A 20,406-nucleotide genomic window follows, 5' to 3' on the forward strand; every position below is an offset into this window, starting at 1 on the left:
AGTACTGCCGGACTATGTCGCTGTGACACATCCATCACCCAAAAAACAAAACCCGCTCACTGCATACACAGGAGCGGGTTGCGCAGCGTGAGAAGGAAGCGAACAGCCCTCTCGCTTCATGATCTAGATTCGCTTGAAAATCAGCGAGCCATTGGTTCCGCCAAAGCCAAAATTGTTCTTCAGCGCGATGTCGATCTTGGCATCACGTGCCACGTTGGCACAGTAATCCAAATCACAACCTGGGTCTTGATTGAGCAAGTTGATGGTGGGAGGGATCTTCTGATCATGAATAGCCATGACCGTAAAAATACTCTCAATTCCACCTGCACCACCCAGCAAGTGACCAGTCATGGACTTGGTTGAGCTCACTACCGTTTTATAGGCAGCGTCACCCAATGCAGCCTTGATGGCGTTGCTTTCGTTCTGGTCACCCAAAGGTGTCGATGTGCCGTGTGCATTCAGATAATTAATCTGATCTGCGTTCACGCCAGCATTGCGCATGGCATTCAACATGGCACGGCGTGGGCCATCCATATTGGGTGCAGTCATGTGCCCAGCATCAGCACTCATTCCGTAGCCTGCCAACTCTGCGTAAATCTTGGCGCCGCGTGCCTTGGCATGTTCGTACTCTTCAAGCACCATCACGCCTGCACCTTCGCCCAGTACAAAGCCATCGCGATCACGATCCCAAGGGCGCGATGCAGCCTTAGGGTCGTCATTGCGTGTCGACAATGCGCGCATGGCAGCAAAACCACCAACACCCAAAGGTGAAACGGTCGATTCAGTGCCTCCAGCAACGACGATGTCGGCGTCACCATATTCAATCATGCGCCCAGCTTCACCAATGCAGTGCAAGCCGGTAGTACAAGCAGTCACGACCGAAAGGTTCGGACCCTTGAAACCATGGCGCATGGAAACGTGACCAGCCACCATATTAATAATGGAAGCTGGTACGAAAAATGGAGTAATGCGGCGGGGGCCGCGATTGGACAGTTCGATCTGGGTGTTCTCGATCAGGGGCAAGCCCCCGATACCAGACCCGATCACGCAACCGATACGGGTAGCAAGATCATCAGACAAGGCCTCGCCCGAAGGCAGACCTGCGTCTTTGACCGCTTGTTCCGCAGCCGCAATGCCATAGTGAATGAAGGTGTCCATGGCGCGCGCATCTTTGGCGCTCATGTAATCCTCCACGTTGAATCCCTTGACTTCACCTGCAATCTGGCAGGAAAAATTCGAGGCATCAAACTTGGTGATGCGGTCAATACCGGACTGGCCGGCCAAAAGATTGGCCCAGGAATCAGCCACCGTGTTACCCACGGGGCTAATACATCCCAGGCCGGTCACGACAACGCGACGACGGCTCATGCGTTCAAACCTTATTCTTATCGCTCGGTGCGTAAAGACCTATTAGGCCTTGTGGTGGGTATTGGCGTAGTCGATGGCGTTTTGCACCGTCGTGATTTTTTCAGCATCTTCATCAGGGATTTCGATGCCGAATTCATCTTCCAGGGCCATTACCAGTTCGACCGTGTCCAGGGAGTCAGCGCCCAGGTCAGCCACGAAGGCCTTTTCGTTGGTTACTTGAGACTCTTCAACGCCGAGTTGTTCAGCAATGATTTTTTTGACACGTGCTTCGATATCGCTCATGGTTTCCCTCAGGGGGTTGTGAATGAACCCGCGATTCTAGCCGCTTCAGGGAATCCCCCTTCAATCGGCCTGCCGTCGCGAGGAAACGGCATTCATTTCTTCAAATTACATGTACATGCCGCCATTGACATGCAGCTCGTGACCGGTAATGTACCCAGCCCCTTCCGAGGCCAAGAAAGCCACGGCATTTGCAATGTCAGACGGCTGACCCAATTGGCCCAGCGGAATCTGCGCAGCCAAGGCTGCCTTCTGCTCCTCAGGCAGATCCGCTGTCATATCTGTAGCAATAAACCCAGGAGCCACGCAGTTTACAGTAATGCCTCGGCTGCCAAGTTCGCGCGCCAGCGCACGGCTCATGCCGGCAACGCCAGCCTTAGCCGCAGCATAGTTGGCTTGACCGGGGTTGCCCATGGCTCCGACCACACTGGTAACACTGATAATGCGCCCAAAACGCTGTTTCATCATGGGACGAATAGCCGCACGGCTGAGTCGGAAAACAGCCTGCAAATTCGTGTCAATCACCGCAGACCAGTCATCGTCCTTCATGCGCATTGCCAAGGTGTCACGGGTGATGCCCGCATTATTTACCAAGACATGCAGGCCACCTTCGGACTTCAAGATGCTGTCCATCAAGGCATCTACGCCCGCTGCGTCGTTCACATTCAGATTCACGCCACGCCCCCCCATAGCAGCCAATGCAGCGCTGATACGCTGTGCACCGGCATCTGTGGTGGCGGTACCAATCACGGTATAGCCGCGTTCTGCCAGGGTTTGGGCAATCGCGGCACCAATTCCGCGTGTCGCGCCAGTTACCAGCGCAATTTGTTTCTTTTGTTCGGTCATGCGAGCAATTCTTTCACTTCTACCAAGGTGACGGAGTCGTACATAGGAGCGCCAACCAAATCAGCATCAATACGCTTGGTCATTCCCGCCAGCACTTTGCCTGGGCCGCACTCTACCAAATGCGTAATGCCACGGGCCTTCATGGCCTGCACACACTCTACCCAGCGCACGGGGCCAAAGGCTTGACGATACAGCGCGTCACGAATAGCTGCAGCATCGGTTTGCACCGTCACATCAATATTGTTGATCACAGGGATCTGAGGCACGCCCAGCTGCAATGCATCCAGCGCGACCTTGAGCTTTTCAGCGGCAGGCTTCATCAGGCTGGAGTGGAAAGGCGCAGACACTGGCAGTGGCAACGCACGCTTGGCGCCAGCTTCTTTGACTGCAGAACTGGCCGCTTCCACGGCCAGCTTGGAGCCAGCAATGACCGTTTGGCCTGGATCATTAAAGTTCACCGCTTCAACCACTTCAGTGCCACCCAGTTGGGCCGTCACCACCGCGCAGACTTCCTTGACTTTGTCTGAGGACAGACCCAGTACAGCAGCCATGGCACCAACACCCACAGGCACGGCTTCTTGCATGGCAGCAGCGCGCAAGCGCACCAGAGGCGCCGCTTGGGCCAGCGTTAACACCCCGGCGGCTACCAAAGCGCTGTACTCCCCCAGCGAGTGACCAGCCACGGCATCAGGCATTGCCCCACCTTCAGCCAGCCACACACGCCACGCAGCCACCCCTGCCACCAGCATCACTGGCTGGGTGTTAGTGGTCAGTGCCAAATCTTCCTTGGGGCCGTTTTTGATCAGCGCACCAATGTCTTCGCCCAGGGCTTGAGAAGCTTCTTGCAGGGTTTGAACCACTGCTGGGTGATCACCCCAAGCATCCAACATACCGACAGACTGAGAGCCTTGTCCAGGGAAGACGAATGCGAATTTCTTCATATCACGGTCACTCGTTATTAAAAAAACTGGCTCTAGCGCTTATATAAAAACGCTAGCTGCTACATATTCAGAAGCACGGCACCCCAGGTGAAGCCACCGCCTACACCTTCAAGCATGACGGTGTCGCCCTTCTTGACTTGACCGTTGCGCACGCCATAGTCCAGAGCCAGAGGAATGGAGGCAGCCGAAGTATTGCCGTGCTGATCCACGGTCACAATTACTTTGTCCATCGACAGCTTCAACTTGCGAGCAGTACTTTGCATGATGCGAATGTTTGCCTGATGCGGGATCAGCCAATCAATATCCGCCTCGGTTTTACCTGCCTTGGCCAGAGCAGCATGCGCGGCCTTCTCAAGCACGCCCACCGCCAGCTTGAACACCGCCTGACCGTCCATGGTCAACAAAGGCGAACCCAAGACTTCACCGCCAGAGACATGTCCCGGCACGCACAAGATGCCGACATGACGGCCATCTGCATGCAAATCACACGCCAAAATTCCCGGCTCTTCCGAGGCTTCGAGCACTACAGCGCCAGCACCATCACCAAACAGGACACAGGTGGTGCGATCATTGAAATCCAGAATACGGCTAAATACCTCGGCACCCACCACCAGCGCGCGACTTGCCGCGCCCGAGCGAATCATTGAGTCCGCCACTGTCAGCGCATAGACAAAGCCACTGCACACTGCCTGCACATCAAAGGCAGGACAGCCATGGACACCCAATTTGTTTTGCAAAATGCAGGCCGTCGACGGAAAGACCATATCCGGCGTCGACGTTGCCACGATGATCAGATCGATATCTGCCGCGGTCACTCCCGCTGCCTCAATGGCTTTGCGCGAGGCTTCCAGCGCCAGGTCACTGCTGTTTGTGTGCGCATCCGCAAAGTGGCGGGCCTCAATGCCTGTGCGCTCCACAATCCATTCGTGGGAAGTTTCAACCCCACGCTCGGCCAGCTCTGCTGCCAGATCGTGGTTGGTCAATCGACGTTCAGGCAAATAGCTGCCTGTGCCTGTAATGCGTGCGTAGCGTGTCATGTAGTCTCAAGCCGCCGTGGCACCACCGGTGGAAGTACTGTCAGCAGCCACCAGCAAAGTGGCCGCCTGAGCAATTCGCCCCTGCACACGGTCTAGAAGGTTATTTCGGGCTGCATCATAAGCGCGGTTCAGGGCGTGCTCGTAACCAGTGGCATCTGCAGAGCCATGACTCTTGAACACCAAACCACGCAAACCCAGCAAGGCTGCACCGTTATAACGGCGATGATCCATACGACTCATTAGCGCTTTAAGCACTGGATAAGCCAAAATGGCTGCAAATTTAGTGAAGATGTTGCGTTTGAACTCGGTTTTCAATCCACCGACAATCATTGAAGCTACGCCCTCTGAGGCCTTGAGCGCCACGTTGCCCACGAAACCATCGCACACGACGATGTCAACGCGCCCCTTGAAAATATCATTGCCTTCAACATTGCCCACAAAGCGTATGGCATTCGAGTCACCGGCCTGGCGCAGCAACTCGCCCGTGCGCTTGATCACTTCGCTGCCTTTGATGGCTTCTTCGCCAATATTGAGCAAGCCCACCGAAGGTTCTGCGTTATGGGCATCCAGCGAAGTCACCAAGGCTGAACCCATCACCGCGAACTGCAGCAAATGTTCAGGCTGGCAATCTACATTGGCACCCAAATCCAGCACCGTGGTCGCGCCGCCTTGATCATTGGGCAATTGCGAGGCAATCGCCGGGCGATCAATACCATCCATGGTCTTCAACAAATAGCGCGAGACAGCCATCAAAGCGCCGGTATTACCCGCCGACACTGCCGCCTGCGCCTTGCCATCTTTAACCTGCTGAATAGCCACACGCATCGAAGAGTTTTTCTTGCGACGCAAAGCCACTTCCACAGGGTCGTCCATGGTGACCACTTCCAAAGCATGCACCACTTCAGCACGCTCATGCGTCTGCCAGTTCACAAAAGCCTCTGGCAGGCCTACCAGCAACAACCGGGCATCCGGGTGGGTAGAAAGAAATTGGCGACACGCAGGGAACGTGACACCGGGGCCATGGTCGCCCCCCATGCAATCAACTGCCAGTGTGATCATGAATGACTTACCGGTCCGCTGCAGACCAAAAAACTGGAAAAAGCAGCATTAAAAAAACAAAAGCCCGAGCTACAAGACTAGTAGCTACGGGCCTTAAGTCAGTTGAAGCTGATTAAGCTTCAGACTTGTTCTTCAGCACCTGGCGACCACGGTATACACCGTTGGGGCTGATGTGGTGACGCAGGTGAACTTCGCCAGAAGTGGCTTCCACAGCGATTCCGGGCACATTCAGTGCATTGTGCGAACGGTGCATACCGCGCTTGGAAGGAGATTTTTTGTTTTGCTGAACAGCCATGATGGCTCCTGAGTCTTAAAAGGGTTGGTAAAAACGCGATCAGCCCATTAAAGACACGAGGGGGTTTCGCGTGAAGCCCCCGATTATAACGCAAACTGTGAAAACAAAGAGAACCGCGCCCAACTCACTGGAATCAGCCCTGCTTGCTCAGAATGAGCGCCGTGTCTTTTCAAGGTGTGTGCAATACAGCTGCCCGTAGCACACACGCCTCAAGCCACCCAGAAGATGGCTTGCAACTAATCACTGATGGAAATCAATCTTGGCCTGCATTCTTGCGCAGCCCGGCCAACACTGCAAACGGATTGGGTTTTTCCGTACTGGCTTCTTCGAAATCATCGTCACTTGAGGCCATGGGCATGACCTCAGGACACTCATCGTGCATAGGCACCAAAGGCAGCTCCATCAGCAACTCGTCTTCAATCAGCGCACGCGCATTGAAGTCTTTGCTCATGGCCAACAAATCCTCTTCAGCCTCATCATCCATCGCTTCTGCTGCAGCCTCATCCTTCACAAAGCGGAAGGAACGGTCTACATACAACGCGATGTCTGCCATGTTCAAACAGCGCTGGCAGGTCATCGGCACATGACCTTCAGCTTGCACATGCAGCCAGTTGTGGCCTGCGCCACCGGTTTCAGGTACGTGCTCGCCTTGCGCAGACCAAACCACAGCCATACCTTCGGAAGGGGCTTGTGCTTCTTGCTGCAGACGCTCAAATGCAGATAACGGGTCTTGTCCCTCAATGAGTGCGCCTGCCTTAGCAAACGCGGCTACATCAAGGTGATCCAGAGAAAAATCCTTGCTCATGGCGGCAGTGTAAGAGAATCCCAGCATGCTTGAATCAGTCACTCCACAGCGCCCCTTGATTCTGGGGTCAACCTCCCGCTACCGCCGTGAATTGGTGGAACGTTTGAACCTGCCCTTCACCACCGCCGCCCCTGACGTGGATGAAACCCCCGCACCCGGCGAAGCCCCGGGAGATTTGGCCCTGCGTCTGGCGCTGGCCAAGGCCCACGCCGTAGCCGCACTGCACCCTGATGCCATCGTGATCGGCTCTGACCAAGTCTCAGACCTTAACGGCCAGCCCATGGGCAAGCCGCTGGTACACGAGCGGGCTGTTCAACAATTGCGATCGATGCGCGGACAGACAGTGATGTTCCACACCGCCGTGGCCGTGGTCTGCAAGGCCACAGGCTTTGAGCAGAGCGATATCGCCGTCATCAAAACCGTTTTCCGCGATCTGACGGACGATGAAATTGAACGTTATTTACGCGCTGAGCAGCCTTACGACTGTGCAGGCAGCGCCAAGAGCGAAGGCTTGGGCATCAGTTTGCTGGATGCCATCCACAGCGATGACCCTACTGCATTGATTGGCCTGCCCATGATTCGCACCTGCCGCATGGTGCGTGCCGCCGGGATTCAACTGCCATGAGCGCAAAAGGCAAACTATATTTAGTGCCCGCCCCACTGGACTTTGGCTGCGCCACCCAATCGCCCATCACCGATGTGCTGCCTGAACTGACGCTGCGCACCGCTGCACGCCTGCAGCACTGGGTGTGCGAGAACGCAAAGAGTACGCGCGCGTATCTCAAGCGTGTTGACGAGCACGTGCCACTGGCCGTACCCATTCAGCAGATGCAGCTGCAAGAGCTACCCCGTGAAGCCCATAAAAAAGGGGACCACGGCGGCAAAGGCGCTGCCGTATTTGATGCCAAGGCGCTACTGGCTGCGGCACTGGCAGGCCATGACATGGGCCTGGCGAGCGAAGCGGGTATGCCTGCGGTGGCCGACCCCGGCAGCTCCATCGTGCGTGCTGCGCACGATGCAGGTATTGCCGTCATCCCACTGGTTGGCCCGGTCTCACTGCTGATGACTTTGGCTGCCAGCGGCCTCAACGGCCAAAATTTTGCTTTTGTGGGCTACTTACCGCAAGACGCAGCGCAGCGCATACAGCGCATCAAAGAGCTCGAGCAACTGGCGCAGCGCCACAACCAGGCCCAGCTTTTTATTGAGACGCCCTACCGCAACGCTGCTCTGTGGCAGGCATTGCTGCACAGCCTGCAACCCGCAACGCGCATCGCCATGGCCAGCGGCTTGACGCTGGAGAACGCCAGCATTCAAAGCCGCAGCGCCAAAGACTGGAAGAAGCTGGGTACAGAACCCGACAACCGCACCCCCGTAGTGTTTGCCATCGGCCAATAAGCAAAAAATCACAAAAAAAGAGCGCCTTGCGCTTGATTCATCAGGAGTTCAGATACAAAAGTATCTGAAATTCAAGATGGATCAGCGCAAGACGCTCTTTTAATTGACAGCTGCTAGCGTCAATAATTAACGAATGGCAGGCAACATGCCGTGCATAGCATCTACCGCACCGCCACCAATGGCGGCGCCAAAACGCTTGGCAAAGCGCTCCGCCATGTTTTCGCTGCGCGTGTAATCAATCACCTCTTCGGCCTGCACCACATCGCGCGCCACGCTGTCCAAGGTACCAAATTTATCAGCCAAGCCCAACTCCACGGCTTGCTGCCCCGTCCAGAACAAGCCGCTGAAAGTGTCAGCATTCTCTTTTAAACGCTCACCACGGCCAGCGCGCACTACGTCAATGAACTGCTGGTGAATCTGGTTCAACATGGTCTGCGCGTGGGCACGCTGCCCCTCTTCCAGCGGACTGAACGGATCCAGCATGCCCTTGTTTGCGCCCGCAGTCAGCAGGCGGCGCTCCACACCCAGTTTTTCCATGGTGCCGGTAAAGCCAAACCCGTCCATGAGCACGCCAATGCTGCCAACGATGCTGGCCTTGTCGACAAAAATCTCGTCCGCAGCCGCGGCAATGTAGTACGCAGCAGAAGCACAGGTTTCTTCAACTACTGCGTAAATCGGTTTTTGATACTGGGCCTTCAAGCGCACGATTTCATCGTTGATCATGCCCGCCTGCACAGGGCTGCCCCCGGGCGAATTGATCAACAGCACCAAGGCGCGTGAACCTGGATCTTCCATGGCACTGCGCATGGCCGCAATCACAAACTCTGCACTGGCGTTGGCGTCCCCGGCAATCGCGCCTTTGATATCAACCACCGCAGTGTGCGGCCCGCTGGTGGCTGAACTGGCACTGTCGCGCCCCATCCACCACAAGCCAGCCACGATCAAGCTCACCCATACAAACCGCCAAAAAATGCGCCAGCGACGCGCCGAACGCTGCTCGTTCACTGTGGCGAACACCAGACGCTCCAGCACATCGCGCTCCCAGCCTGCAGCAGCGGGCTTGGCAGCATTGGGGGCTCCAGAAGCGGCACGCGCCCACAAGTCTTGGCCCGGCAGCGGCTCTGAGCCAGCGGCACCCTGATTGTCAGGAGTGGAATGGGGGTTCATAGAAGCTTTACTCTCTCAAAATCAAGCCAGTGCGCCAGTATGCCAGCGGGCCCAGCAATCAACGGTGACAAAACCATCAGGCGTTGGTGCGCAACCACTGGTGCAAATCCTCAACATCGCAAGCCACATGCAAAGGCGTACATGCAGCCAGCTCTGCACCAGCATGGGCGCCATAGGCGACGCCCACACTGGCACAACCGGCGTTTTGTGCCATTTGCAGATCGTGTGTGGTGTCACCAATCATCAGCAGCCGTTCAGGCTGCACACCCAGCTCAGCCATCAACTCTTGCAGCATCAAAGGATGCGGCTTGCCCGCCGTTTCGTCAGCCGTTCGCGAGCTGTCGAACATGCCTCGCAAATCGACGTGCTGCAGCGCTTCATTCAAGCCTCTGCGGCTTTTCCCCGTAGCCACCGCCAGCCAATGCCCGCGTTCACGCAAGCCCTCCAGCATGGGAAGCACCCCTTTGAACAAGGTAATCAACTCTTGCTGCTTGAGATAGTGATAGCGGTAACGGCTGGCCAAATCGTTGTATTTGTCTTTGGGAACATCAGGCGCCGCATGCGCCAAGGCTGGCAGCAGCGCCATGCCGATCACATACGAAGCTTGCTCGTCAGTAGGAACTGTCCCCCCAACATCGGCTACTGCCAGCTGAATGCTGCGAGCAATCGCTGCGGTGGAATCAAACAAAGTGCCATCCCAATCGAAGGCAATCAAGTCAAAGCGTCGCACAGTCACGTCAAAAGGCTTTCCAAGTAAAAGAGAGTGCAACTTCAGGCAACAAAGTCCGCCAGCTCCACAGGCAACGGCGAATGCAACTCAATGCGCTCCTGCGTGGCGGGATGGTTGAACTGCAAACGCCAGGCATGCAAGAACATGCGTTTCAAGCCCTGCTTAGGCAAGCGCTTGTTCAAATCAAAGTCACCGTACTTGTCATCGCCAGCGATTGCATGGCCCTGCGAAGACAAATGCACCCGGATCTGGTGCGTACGCCCGGTCTTGATAGTCACTTCCAGCAAGCTCATCGCAGGCAGACCCTGCATGGCACGCGGCGCAAAGTGCGACCGCACCTTGACCAAAGTCAGCGCGCGCATGGCATCAGGATCGTCCACCGTGGTGACGCGCACTCGGCGTTCGCCATCTGCCTGAAGATATTTGTGCAACGGTGTGTCAATGACCTTCTTGTTGACAGGCCACGCCCCGTTCACCAACGCCAAATAGGTCTTGCCCGTTTCACGCTCCCGAAACTGATCTTGCAGCTTGGTCAGCGCCGAACGCTTCTTGGCAACCAGCAAGATGCCAGAAGTTTCACGATCCAGCCGGTGCACCAGCTCTAAAAATTTGGCCTGAGGGCGGGCTTGGCGCAACTGCTCAATTACGCCAAAGCTCACCCCTGAGCCACCATGCACAGCCACGCCCGCAGGTTTATCCAGCGCAATCAGATGATCGTCTTCAAACAGGACAGGGAACTCACGGGCTGGAGCGGGACGTTCGGCTTTTTCTTGCACCTTGTCGGAAATACGGACAGGCGGCAGGCGCACCATATCCCCCATCTCCACCCGGGTATCGGCTTGGCAGCGCCCTTTGTTCACACGCACCTCACCACTGCGAATGATGCGGTAAACGTGTGTCTTGGGCACACCTTTGAGATGGCGCATCAAGAAGTTATCCAGGCGTTGTCCAGCGCTGTCTTCATCCACCTCGATTAACCGCACAGCCACAGCAGCGGAGTTCTGGGTAGGTTCTTGGGGCAGTTTGCCCTCTATAATGTGTTTCACCTGCGCTAATTTATGTGTAAGTGGTTGATTTGTTTGGATTTTAGTCCACCCAGCCATTTCCCCTACGCAGGCAGGTCGATGCCACAGATGCCGTGCCCAAGGAAAAACTGCCCGATTGTCGGTGCTAGCGGGGCGGAATTTGTCTGGTTGACGCATTGAAACACTGAACGGAATCTTCACGTGGATGGTGGTGTTTGGAGCCAGTTGCTCCATGCCATCCGCGCATTAGAAAAACAGCGAGCATGTGGGTACTTCTTTCTTGGTTGCTAGGTATGACGCAGAGGCCAAAGCCTCTGCTGCGTACGCCTGCGCCAAGCACCCACCCCGTAATTTCCGCTGACTCAGGCCGTCGCCATTCGGTGCCGGATCTGCCCACAGCGTCGCTCGCTCCCTGCCCCCTGCCCTTGCCCCCATTGCTGACTTAACGCAGCACGGACGCAATCAGGCCCAGGTCTCGGATTCCCTTTCTTTTTGTTTCAGCGCGACAACCCGGCATTAAAGGCTCCTACAGAGCCTGTCTTTGATCAAGAGTCAAAGGCGTGTCGGCTAGGCAGCGCTGTCGCTGCCAGCCGGTCGCCGCACAACGAAAAGGATACGCATCATGAAGCGGATGCTGATTAACGCGACACAGGCTGAAGAACGCCGTCTGGCGATTGTCGACGGCCAAAAACTGCTCGACTACGAAATCGAAATTGAAGGCCGCGAACAGCGCAAGGGCAACATTTACAAAGCCGTGGTGACACGCGTAGAGCCCTCTTTGGAAGCTTGTTTTGTGGACTACGGCGAAGACCGCCACGGTTTCCTGCCCTTCAAGGAAATCTCCAAGCAATACTTTGCCGAAGGCATTGCCCCCAGCCAGGCGCGCATCAATGATGTGATCAAGGAAGGCCAAGAGCTGCTGGTTCAGGTCGAAAAAGAAGAACGAGGCAACAAGGGCGCAGCCCTGACCACCTTCATCTCGCTGGCTGGCCGTTATGTGGTGCTGATGCCCAACAACCCCCGTGGTGGTGGCGTTTCGCGCCGCATTGAAGGTGAAGAGCGCGCAGAACTCAAAGAAGCCATGGACCAGCTGGACTACCCCAAGGGCATGTCCATCATTGCGCGCACCGCAGGCATTGGCCGCACAGCCCCTGAACTGCAATGGGACTTGAACTACCTGCTGCAACTGTGGACAGCCATTGACGGCGCTGCCAAGTCGGGCAAGGGTGCTTTCCTGATTTACCAAGAATCTAGCTTGGTGATTCGCGCTATCCGTGACTACTTCCACAATGACATCGGTGACATCCTGATCGACACCGACGACATTTACGAACAGGCCCAGCAGTTCATGGCCCACGTCATGCCGGAGCACGCCAACCGTGTGAAGCGCTACCGTGACGATGCACCGCTGTTCAGCCGCTTCCAGATCGAGCACCAGATCGAGTCGGCCTACGCACGCACCGTACAACTGCCTTCTGGCGGTGCCATCGTGATTGACCACACCGAAGCTTTGGTGTCTGTCGACGTGAACTCGGCCCGCGCCATCAAGGGCGGCGATATCGAAGAAACCGCTACCCGCACCAATTTGGAAGCCGCTGATGAAGTGGCACGCCAAATGCGTCTGCGTGACTTGGGTGGTCTGATCGTGATCGACTTCATCGACATGGAGGAATCCAAGAACCGTCGTGAAGTGGAAAACCGCCTGCGCGATGCACTGCGCCAAGACCGCGCCCGCGTGCAGTTTGGCACCATCAGCAAATTTGGTCTGATGGAGATGAGCCGCCAGCGCCTCAAGCCCGCTTTGAGCGAAGGCGCGCACATCAACTGCCCACGCTGCGGTGGCTCTGGCCATATCCGCGACACGGAGTCGTCGGCACTGCAAATTCTGCGCATCATTCAAGAAGAGTCCATGAAGGACAACACAGCCGCGGTGCACTGCCAAGTGCCAGTGGAAGTGGCCTCTTTTCTGCTCAATGAAAAGCGCACTGAAATCGCCAAGATTGAACTCAAGCAACGCGTCTCGGTGCTCATGGTTCCCAACAAGTCGCTGGAAACCCCGCACTACAAGCTTGAGCGCCTCAAGCACGACGATCCACGCCTGGAAAACCTGGATGCCAGCTACAAGCTGGCTGAAGAAGTGGAAGATGTGACCAAGGTCACACGCCGCTCGCAAGAACCCACCAACAAGCAAACACCTGTCATCAAGGGTGTGCTGCCTGATGTTCCGCCCGCACCTGAGGCACGCCCACAGCCCGCCCAGCGCCCAGCTGCCGTGGCCAAAGGCCGCAACAACAGCCAGCAGCAAGCTGCCGCACCCCGGATCGAAGTGCGAGAGCAAGGCTTCTTTGCATGGCTCAAGAGCCTGTTTGGCTTCGGCACACGCCCTGCAGCCATCGAACCTGTTGCACCTGCCAAGCCAGAAAGCGCCCGCGAAGGCCGCAGCGGTGAACGCGGTGGACGTAACGGCGAACGCAACGGTCGTGGCCGCAATGGCCGCCGTGACGAACGCAGCGAACGTGTTGAAGGCGGTGATCGCCCCAACCGCGAAACCAACGGCATCGAAAACCGTAACCGCCGTGGCGAGCGCAACGAACGCACAGAGCGCAATGAGCGTCCAAGTGAAAATGCGCGCCCGCAACGCGAGCCTCGCAATCGTGAGCGCCAGCCCCGCAACACTGAAGCTACAGAGCAGCGCAATCTGCAAACGGCCAATGCCCAAACCGGTGTGGAACAGGTGTCGCTGGTGCCGGAAACCGAGCGCGCTGAGCGTCAGCCGCGCCGTGAACGCGGTGAGCGTGGCGAGCGCCGTGAGCGCCAGCCGCGCAATGCTGAAATTCAAAATCCAGCAACCGCAGAACCCACTGCCCAATCGGTGCAAGAAGCTGTGAATGACATTCCAGCCTCGGATGCACAGAGCAATGCAGAGGACGCACCACGCAATGGCCGTCGCTCACGTGACCGCTATGGCCGTGACCGCCGCAATGGCCGCGATCGCAATGGCGCGCCACGTGATGACGAGCAAGCGATGGACACCAGTGCCTCTGAAGAACAAGGCACAGTCCAAGCTACCGTGGACAACGCTGTGGCCGCCACTCCTGCTGATGACACGACGCAAGAAGCACCACGTCGCAGCTACTTCAGTGCAGCAACTCCAGCGGCTGAAGCAGCCGCTGTAGCGAAAGTCGCACCTGTGACTGATGCTGCACCTGAGCCAAGCCAGCCCGTTGCCGTGGCCGCAGCACCTGTCGTTGCGCCAGCGCCAGTCGTCGTTGCCGCACCAGCCGTATCGGCCTCTGCCTCCCCAGCGGTTGCCCCCAAAGCGCCTGCAAGCACTGGCATGCCCCGCATTGCCAGCTACAGCCTGCCCATGGATGCGTTACAGCAGGTCGCGCACGATGCAGGCCTGGAGTGGGTGAACTCGGACGCTGACAAGATTGCAGCAGTACAAGCTGCGATTGCTGCTGAGCCCAAGCCTGTGCGCATTCCCCGCGAACGCCCCCCTGTGGTCGTTCTGGACGAAGGCCCATTGATCTTGGTTGAAACCCGCAAAGACCTCAGTGAGATGGTGCTGCCCTTTGAGCAGCCTGCCAATAACGCCTAAAGCGTAACCAAACAACCGGGGGCCTAGCGCCCCCGGTTGCATCTGTAGCCCTGTATTTCTATGACGGATCGAGCCCATGCTGTTTTTGCTCTCCCCCGCCAAATCGTTGGACTATGAGCGTCCGCTGCCCGCAGGCCTGAGCCACACCCTGCCACCGTTTATTCCACAATCCGCCGAGTTGATTGCCATCCTGCGCCAGCTGGCACCGCACGATGTGGCAGCGCTGATGACCATCAGCGACAAGTTGGCCCAACTGAACACCGCGCGTTACGCATCCTGGCGTACATCCTTCACAGCAGATAACGCACGCCAAGCCCTGTTTGCCTTCAATGGAGATGTATATGAAGGCCTGGACGCTTATTCCTTGCAGGCCCAGGACGTTGTCTGGGCACAGAGCCACCTGCTCATGCTCAGCGGCTTGTACGGTGCTTTGCGCCCGCTGGACTTGATGCAACCGTATCGTCTGGAAATGGGTACCCGCCTGGCCAATGCGCACGGCAGCAACCTGTATCAGTTCTGGGGCACGCGCATTGCCCAGTTGCTCAACGAGCGCCAGGCACAAGACACCCAGCCCGTGGTGGTCAATCTGGCCTCGCAGGAGTATTTCAAATCCGTCGACCTCAGACACCTGAAAGCCCGCGTGGTCGAATGTGTGTTTGAGGACTACAAGGCAGGCAAGTACAAAATCATCAGCTTTCACGCCAAGCGTGCACGGGGTTTGATGGCGCGTTACGCTATCCAAAACCGCCTGACACAGCCGCAACAGCTGATGACTTTTGAGGCTGACGGCTACGCCTATGCACCCGAAGCATCCAGCCTCAACCGTTTGACTTTCCGGCGCAACGCGGCGTAAAGCAGCGTTGGGTGGTACCTTTGCAACGTTGCGCTAGGAGATTGCCTTGTCACAGTCCTTGGAACAATTGTCTGCCCAGGTCCCCGGCAGCACGCCAGCATTGATGCAATGGCTGCAAACACAGCTGGCTGCAGGGCATGCACCCGCCACACTGCACAAAAGCTTGCTGAAAGCTGGCTGGGCACCTCACATTGCACAAGCGGCACTGGTGGCATGCACCCAGCCCACGCCCAACCCTGCGCGCATTGCACCCATGCCCGAACCCGACCTCAGCCAGCACAGCAACCAGATTGATGTGGGCGACCGCCAGGTACAAGTACTGCTTTCCATGCAGAAACCACGCTTGGTGCTGTTTGGCAATCTGCTCTCGGATACGGAATGTGAGCAGCTGATTGCCGATGCACGCCCTGCCATGGCACGCTCCAGAACCGTAGCCACGCAAGCCCATGGGGAAGAGATCAACCCCGACCGCACCAGCAGCGGCATGTTCTATACACGCGGGCAAACACCGGTGGTCGCACTGCTGGAAGCACGCATTGCCAAGCTGCTGCGATGGCCACTTGAAAACGGCGAGGGGTTGCAGGTACTCAGCTATCGCCCAGGTGCCGAGTACAAGCCGCACCACGACTACTTCAACCCCCAAGAGCCCAGTAGCGCAGCCATCTTGCAGCATGGTGGCCAACGCGTGGGCACACTTGTTATCTATCTGAGTGATGTGGCCGCTGGAGGCTGCACGTTTTTCCCTGAGTCTCAGCTGCGCATCCACCCTTGCAAGGGACACGCTGTGTTTTTCAGCTACCCCAGCCCTGAGATACACACCTTGACGCTGCACGGCGGCGACCCCGTGCTGCAGGGCGAAAAGTGGATTGCCACCAAGTGGCTGCGCGAAGCCCCATTTCTTTGAATTGAACTTACAAGCCAAATCAGCTTTTGACGCATATGCAGAAAACGCTGACAGCTATGAATATCTATAAATATTTATGAATACACCTGAACAATCTCAACTGGGCCAGCAATCTGCCTATGCAGACCATTACGACCCCAGCCTGCTCTTTCCGATTCCCCGCACCAGCAAGCGCGAAGAAATTGGCATCACCAGCCAATTGCCTTTTTTCGGTGCCGATTTGTGGACGGCGTTTGAGCTGTCATGGCTCAACCAGCGAGGCAAGCCCCAAGTTGCGCTGGCGCATTTCACCATCCCGTGCGAAACGCCCCACATCATTGAAAGCAAGTCGTTCAAGCTGTACCTCAACAGCTTTAACAACAGCCGCTTTGACAATCTGGAAGCGGTGCAAGAACGTCTGCGCGAAGACGTGAATGAAGCCCTGTGGCGTGGCGCACCTGCGCGCCAATCCTCCGCCGGAGTGCGCGTGATTGCGCAGGAAAGTTTTGAGCTACAAAAAGTGCAGGAACTCGATGGCCTGAATCTGGACCGCCTGGACATTGAATGCGATGACTACACACCGCGCCCCGACTTGCTCAAGGCTGACCACGACAACCCACCAGTGACAGAAATCTTGGTCAGCCACTTGCTCAAAAGCAATTGCCTGGTCACCGGCCAGCCTGACTGGGGCAGTGTGCAGATCAGCTATACGGGTGCCGCTATCGACCAGGAAAGCCTGCTGCGCTACATCGTGAGTTTCCGCAACCACAACGAATTCCATGAGCAATGCGTTGAGCGCATCTTCATGGACATCATGCGCCAGTGCACCCCCCTCAAGCTCAGTGTGTACGCGCGCTACACACGGCGAGGAGGCCTGGACATTAACCCGCTGCGCACCAGCCACCCGATGCCCATACCCGCCAATGTGCGCACCGCGCGGCAATAAAAAAGGAGCCTGATGGCTCCTTTTTTATGACTGACTTCCTTTAGCCTTCAAACGTTGCGGGATCAAAGTCCAGCACGTAATTTTGCGGGCCTTTGCTGGCTACCTTCAGCGCCCCCACACGGCTGCCCAGCGCTGCGCACTTGGTCAAAGGCCAGCCCTTTTCCAAACCAAAAAGGAATGCGCCACGCCATGCATCGCCGCAGCCAGTAGGATCGACCACGCTTAGCGCTTTGACCGACTTCACCAAAGTCGCCTGTCCTTGCTCCCAGACCTGGCATCCCTCGGCACCCAGTGTCACAACCAAGCCTTGCACCTTCATGGACAACGCGGCCAGGTCCAAGCCGGTGCGGTCACACAGCATTTTGGCTTCGTAGTCATTCACAGCAATCCACGTTGCCTGCTCCACGAAAGTCAGCAGCTCTTGGCCATTGAACATCGGCAGGCCCTGGCCTGGATCAAATACAAAAGGAATGCCTGCTGCCTTGAACTGCGCGCAATGCTCAATCATGGCGTCGCGGCCATCAGGGGAAACAATCCCCACAACAGCACCTTCGCTGCCATCAATCACATTCACATGCGCTTGAGTCATCGCACCAGGGTGAAACGCTGTGATCTGGTTGTTGTCGCTGTCCGTCATGATCATGGCCTGTGCGGTGTAGTTGTCACCCAACTGCTGCACATAACGTGTATCAATACCCATTGCCTTCATGCGACCGATATAGGAAGCGCCATCTTCTCCCACTGTCGCCATTGGCAGAGGGTTACCACCCAGCAACTTCAAGCTGTAGGCAATATTGCCTGCGCAGCCACCAAAATCGCGGCGCAGTGAGGGCACGAGGAACGACACATTCAGAATGTGCAGTTGCTCAGGCAAGATTTGGTCGGCAAATTTGCCTTCAAAACTCATGATGGTGTCAAAAGCCAAAGAGCCGCAGATCAGTGCTGCCATAGTCGAAATTCCGTTTTCTCAATAAAAATCAGGGATAAAAAGCCATCACCCGGTAGCCTGACACCTGCAGATGCAAACCCTGCGTCATGACTGGCAAACTGCCATTCCACTCACTGCGCGCAGCCAGCTCTGCCGGTGCCCCAATCTCTTCGGGGCTAAAGACCTTGCGCACCAGCACCTGATCCTGGGCATCGGTCAGCGTCAGCTCAACAGCAGGCGTGGCCACCAAAGTGGGGGCCTGATTTTGAATACTCAGCCCCAAACGATAGTGATAGGGCTGGGTATCTTGGTTAAAAGAAGAACCTGTCAGCACCACCGACGCAATGCTCTTGCGCGGGGCCAGTTCACAGCGCAAAGCCACGCACATATTCTCAAAAGCAGTGCGCCACTCAGGCTTCCAGGCCACCAAGGTGTTGCGCTCATGCATGGCAATTTGCAGCAGTAATGTGAGCGGTAAAAAAATCACCAGCATGCCCATCACAAAGCGCACTGCGGGCTGGCTCCACCATGCCTTGCGCTGCGCTTGTCTGACGAACGAAGGAATGGGGGCACCAGCGTCATCTTCTTCGTGAACATGCCCTTGCACCTCTTGCGAGGCATTCACCGCATCAAGGTCTGTATCGGCTGGCTGTTGAGGCTGTGCAAAAGGCTCTGTCAAAGGCTCTGCCAAAGGTGGCTCCCAGTCAGCCTCTGGCACCTCAGAGGCGCCTTTCAGACCGTGAGTTTCCGTGGGCTCTTCGCCTAACGAGGACTCTCGAGGCTCGATGACGCTGTGCATGCGCTGTGCGATCGAATCTGCACGCGCCTGCTGCTGCCCCGCTGCCAGTGCTGGCTGATCCAGCCACGTTTCATCCACCTCCTCAGGTGGCACCGGCAGCTCGTACCCCACCTGAGGCTCTGGCTCTGGCTCTGGCTCTGGCTCTGGCTCTGGCTCTGGCTCTGGCTCTGGCTCTGGCTCTGGCTCTGGCAAAGCTTCGCTGATTGGCGCGTGCTCCTGGCTAGAAACGTCAGGCACCTGAACGGCTTCCGCAGCACTTTGCTGTCCAGCCACTGGAGCAGCCACTGCCTGAACCTCTTGCAGGGACCGCGCAGCATCAAACACTTCCTGGCAACGGCCACAGCGCACCCACCCTTCGGAAATGCGCAATTGATCGGCCACCACTCGAAATTTGGTGCCGCAAGAAGGACAGCAGGTAATGAGGCTCATCGAGCGAAGATTGTAGGAGCAAGCCCTGCGCACTGTGCGCAGGCGTGTTGCACAAAGTGGATTAAGTACGTAATGCCGTCATCAAAATCCAGCCATCCTGGCTGTCAGCCACTTCCAGCTTCAGATAGGGGGCATAAGCCTCTTTCAGCTCATCGGCCTGCTGGGCCAAGATACCCGCCAGCACCAGATGGCCGCCTTCTTGCACATGCCCGCACAGCAGCGGTGCCAGCATTTTCAGTGGTGTCGCCAAAATGTTGGCCAGTACAGTCTGATACTGGCCTTGTGCCAGCTCGGGCAGACCGGCGTGCAGTTGTACCCCATTGGCCTGCGCATTCAGCTCGCACGATGTGACGGCATCTTCGTCAATATCCACGGCATCAATGTCCAGCGCACCAAACTTGGCTGCACCGATGGCCAAAATTCCCGAGCCACAGCCATAGTCAAGCGTGCGGCCCAAACTATTGGCCGGTTGCGTGGCAATCCAGCGCAGGCACATGCGCGTGGTGGGGTGGGTGCCCGTACCAAAGGCAAGGCCTGGATCGAGGCGGATACTGACCCTGGCCGCTTCAGGCATCTCATGCCAAGTGGGCACGATCCAAAACTCAGGCGTGATGTCCACGGGCTGAAATTGCGATTGCGTGAGCCGCACCCAGTCCTGTTGCTCAAGTGCATGAATACCCAGCACTTGGCACCCGTCAAAAAAGTCTTGCAACTGCAGCAAGGCTTGGGCTTGCTGGGCTGCGGCCTCATCCGGGAACAACGCCACAATGCGACTGCGGTTCCAGCCTTCTTTAGGCGCAGGCATACCGGGCTCACCAAACAAGGCTTGCTCCGCATCGGTTTGCGCGTCCATATCTTCGACCGATACGCTCAGCGCATCCAGGGCATCGAGCGCATCGCTCACATCTTCGACCCGCACTTCTGGGCACATCAGGCTGAGTTCATGCATGTGGCTATTCCTTCAAGCTTTTAAAAAACGAAATGCTGGCCCCCGTTTCCAAGGGCCAGCATGGCTGGTCG

Annotated in this window: 20 protein-coding genes; 6 read left to right on the top strand and 14 right to left on the bottom strand. The window is 56.9% G+C overall.

The features are described from left to right. Positions 1-123: 123 nt before the first annotated feature. The 8 genes from fabF to H9646_RS09430 form a co-directional block, all read right to left on the bottom strand. Positions 124-1,368, bottom strand: coding sequence for a beta-ketoacyl-ACP synthase II (fabF, locus tag H9646_RS09395; protein ID WP_191723103.1), 1,245 nt, complete (start codon positions 1,366-1,368; stop codon positions 124-126). A 42-nt stretch (positions 1,369-1,410) separates the two neighbouring features. Continuing rightward, positions 1,411-1,650 carry an acyl carrier protein gene (gene acpP, locus H9646_RS09400; protein ID WP_019575021.1) on the bottom strand — a complete coding sequence of 80 codons (240 nt, stop codon included), beginning with the start codon at positions 1,648-1,650 and terminating at the stop codon, positions 1,411-1,413. A gap of 105 nt (positions 1,651-1,755) precedes the next feature. After that, a complete protein-coding gene (gene fabG / locus H9646_RS09405) occupies positions 1,756-2,493 on the bottom strand; it encodes a 3-oxoacyl-ACP reductase FabG (RefSeq protein WP_191723104.1) in 738 nt (245 codons plus the stop codon). Next, positions 2,490-3,434: an ACP S-malonyltransferase gene (fabD, locus tag H9646_RS09410; protein WP_191723105.1), complete on the bottom strand. Its 945-nt coding sequence runs from the start codon at positions 3,432-3,434 to the stop codon at positions 2,490-2,492. Before fabD ends, fabG begins: the two co-directional genes overlap by 4 nt. A gap of 59 nt (positions 3,435-3,493) precedes the next feature. After that, entirely contained in the window at positions 3,494-4,471 is a 978-nt protein-coding gene (locus H9646_RS09415; protein ID WP_191723106.1) for a beta-ketoacyl-ACP synthase III, read from the bottom strand. Between the two features lie 6 nt (positions 4,472-4,477). After that, entirely contained in the window at positions 4,478-5,530 is a 1,053-nt protein-coding gene (plsX, locus tag H9646_RS09420; protein ID WP_191723107.1) for a phosphate acyltransferase PlsX, read from the bottom strand. Positions 5,531-5,642: 112 nt separating this feature from the next. After that, complete coding sequence (gene rpmF, locus H9646_RS09425; protein ID WP_191723108.1) at positions 5,643-5,825, bottom strand: 50S ribosomal protein L32; 183 nt, start codon at positions 5,823-5,825, stop codon at positions 5,643-5,645. Between the two features lie 253 nt (positions 5,826-6,078). Further along, positions 6,079-6,630 carry a YceD family protein gene (locus H9646_RS09430; protein ID WP_191723109.1) on the bottom strand — a complete coding sequence of 184 codons (552 nt, stop codon included), beginning with the start codon at positions 6,628-6,630 and terminating at the stop codon, positions 6,079-6,081. Positions 6,631-6,655: 25 nt separating this feature from the next. Here H9646_RS09430 and H9646_RS09435 point away from each other — a divergent pair, with 25 nt between their 5' ends. Together H9646_RS09435 and H9646_RS09440 are read left to right on the top strand one after the other, a co-directional pair. Then, on the top strand, positions 6,656-7,255 hold the full coding sequence (locus tag H9646_RS09435; RefSeq protein WP_191723110.1) for a Maf family nucleotide pyrophosphatase: 600 nt from the start codon (positions 6,656-6,658) through the stop codon (positions 7,253-7,255). Further along, positions 7,252-8,025 carry an SAM-dependent methyltransferase gene (locus tag H9646_RS09440; protein WP_191723111.1) on the top strand — a complete coding sequence of 258 codons (774 nt, stop codon included), beginning with the start codon at positions 7,252-7,254 and terminating at the stop codon, positions 8,023-8,025. Before H9646_RS09435 ends, H9646_RS09440 begins: the two co-directional genes overlap by 4 nt. A 126-nt stretch (positions 8,026-8,151) precedes the next feature. Here the strand turns inward: H9646_RS09440 and H9646_RS09445 are convergent, their stop codons facing one another. The 3 genes from H9646_RS09445 to H9646_RS09455 all read right to left on the bottom strand — a co-directional run bounded on the left by H9646_RS09445 (position 8,152) and on the right by H9646_RS09455 (position 10,968). Beyond that, a complete protein-coding gene (locus H9646_RS09445; RefSeq protein ID WP_191723112.1) occupies positions 8,152-9,192 on the bottom strand; it encodes a S49 family peptidase in 1,041 nt (346 codons plus the stop codon). A gap of 76 nt (positions 9,193-9,268) precedes the next feature. Next, a complete protein-coding gene (locus H9646_RS09450) occupies positions 9,269-9,928 on the bottom strand; it encodes an HAD family hydrolase (protein ID WP_191723113.1) in 660 nt (219 codons plus the stop codon). A gap of 35 nt (positions 9,929-9,963) precedes the next feature. Then, positions 9,964-10,968, bottom strand: coding sequence for an RluA family pseudouridine synthase (locus tag H9646_RS09455; RefSeq protein WP_404813094.1), 1,005 nt, complete (start codon positions 10,966-10,968; stop codon positions 9,964-9,966). 601 nt (positions 10,969-11,569) lie between these two features. Between H9646_RS09455 and H9646_RS09460 the strand changes: the two genes are divergently transcribed. The 4 genes from H9646_RS09460 (at position 11,570) to queF (ending at position 17,230) form a co-directional block, all read left to right on the top strand. Then, positions 11,570-14,548: an Rne/Rng family ribonuclease gene (locus tag H9646_RS09460; RefSeq protein WP_191723115.1), complete on the top strand. Its 2,979-nt coding sequence runs from the start codon at positions 11,570-11,572 to the stop codon at positions 14,546-14,548. A 76-nt stretch (positions 14,549-14,624) separates the two neighbouring features. After that, a complete protein-coding gene (gene yaaA, locus H9646_RS09465; RefSeq protein WP_191723116.1) occupies positions 14,625-15,401 on the top strand; it encodes a peroxide stress protein YaaA in 777 nt (258 codons plus the stop codon). Between the two features lie 46 nt (positions 15,402-15,447). Next, complete coding sequence (locus tag H9646_RS09470) at positions 15,448-16,305, top strand: 2OG-Fe(II) oxygenase (RefSeq protein WP_370551181.1); 858 nt, start codon at positions 15,448-15,450, stop codon at positions 16,303-16,305. 76 nt (positions 16,306-16,381) lie between these two features. Continuing rightward, on the top strand, positions 16,382-17,230 hold the full coding sequence (queF, locus tag H9646_RS09475; RefSeq protein ID WP_191723117.1) for an NADPH-dependent 7-cyano-7-deazaguanine reductase QueF: 849 nt from the start codon (positions 16,382-16,384) through the stop codon (positions 17,228-17,230). Positions 17,231-17,270: 40 nt separating this feature from the next. Here the strand turns inward: queF and H9646_RS09480 are convergent, their stop codons facing one another. The 3 genes from H9646_RS09480 to prmA form a co-directional block, all read right to left on the bottom strand. After that, the gene (locus H9646_RS09480) at positions 17,271-18,179 is read right to left on the bottom strand and encodes a carbohydrate kinase family protein (RefSeq protein ID WP_191723118.1); all 909 of its coding nucleotides are present in this window, start codon (positions 18,177-18,179) and stop codon (positions 17,271-17,273) included. A gap of 28 nt (positions 18,180-18,207) precedes the next feature. Continuing rightward, positions 18,208-19,386: a zinc-ribbon and DUF3426 domain-containing protein gene (locus tag H9646_RS09485; protein WP_191723271.1), complete on the bottom strand. Its 1,179-nt coding sequence runs from the start codon at positions 19,384-19,386 to the stop codon at positions 18,208-18,210. Positions 19,387-19,447: 61 nt separating this feature from the next. Then, positions 19,448-20,335: a 50S ribosomal protein L11 methyltransferase gene (prmA, locus tag H9646_RS09490; RefSeq protein WP_191723119.1), complete on the bottom strand. Its 888-nt coding sequence runs from the start codon at positions 20,333-20,335 to the stop codon at positions 19,448-19,450. Positions 20,336-20,406: the final 71 nt, after the last annotated feature.

Source organism: Comamonas avium, from assembly GCF_014836675.1.
In the GTDB taxonomy this organism is placed as follows: domain Bacteria; phylum Pseudomonadota; class Gammaproteobacteria; order Burkholderiales; family Burkholderiaceae_C; genus Comamonas; species Comamonas avium.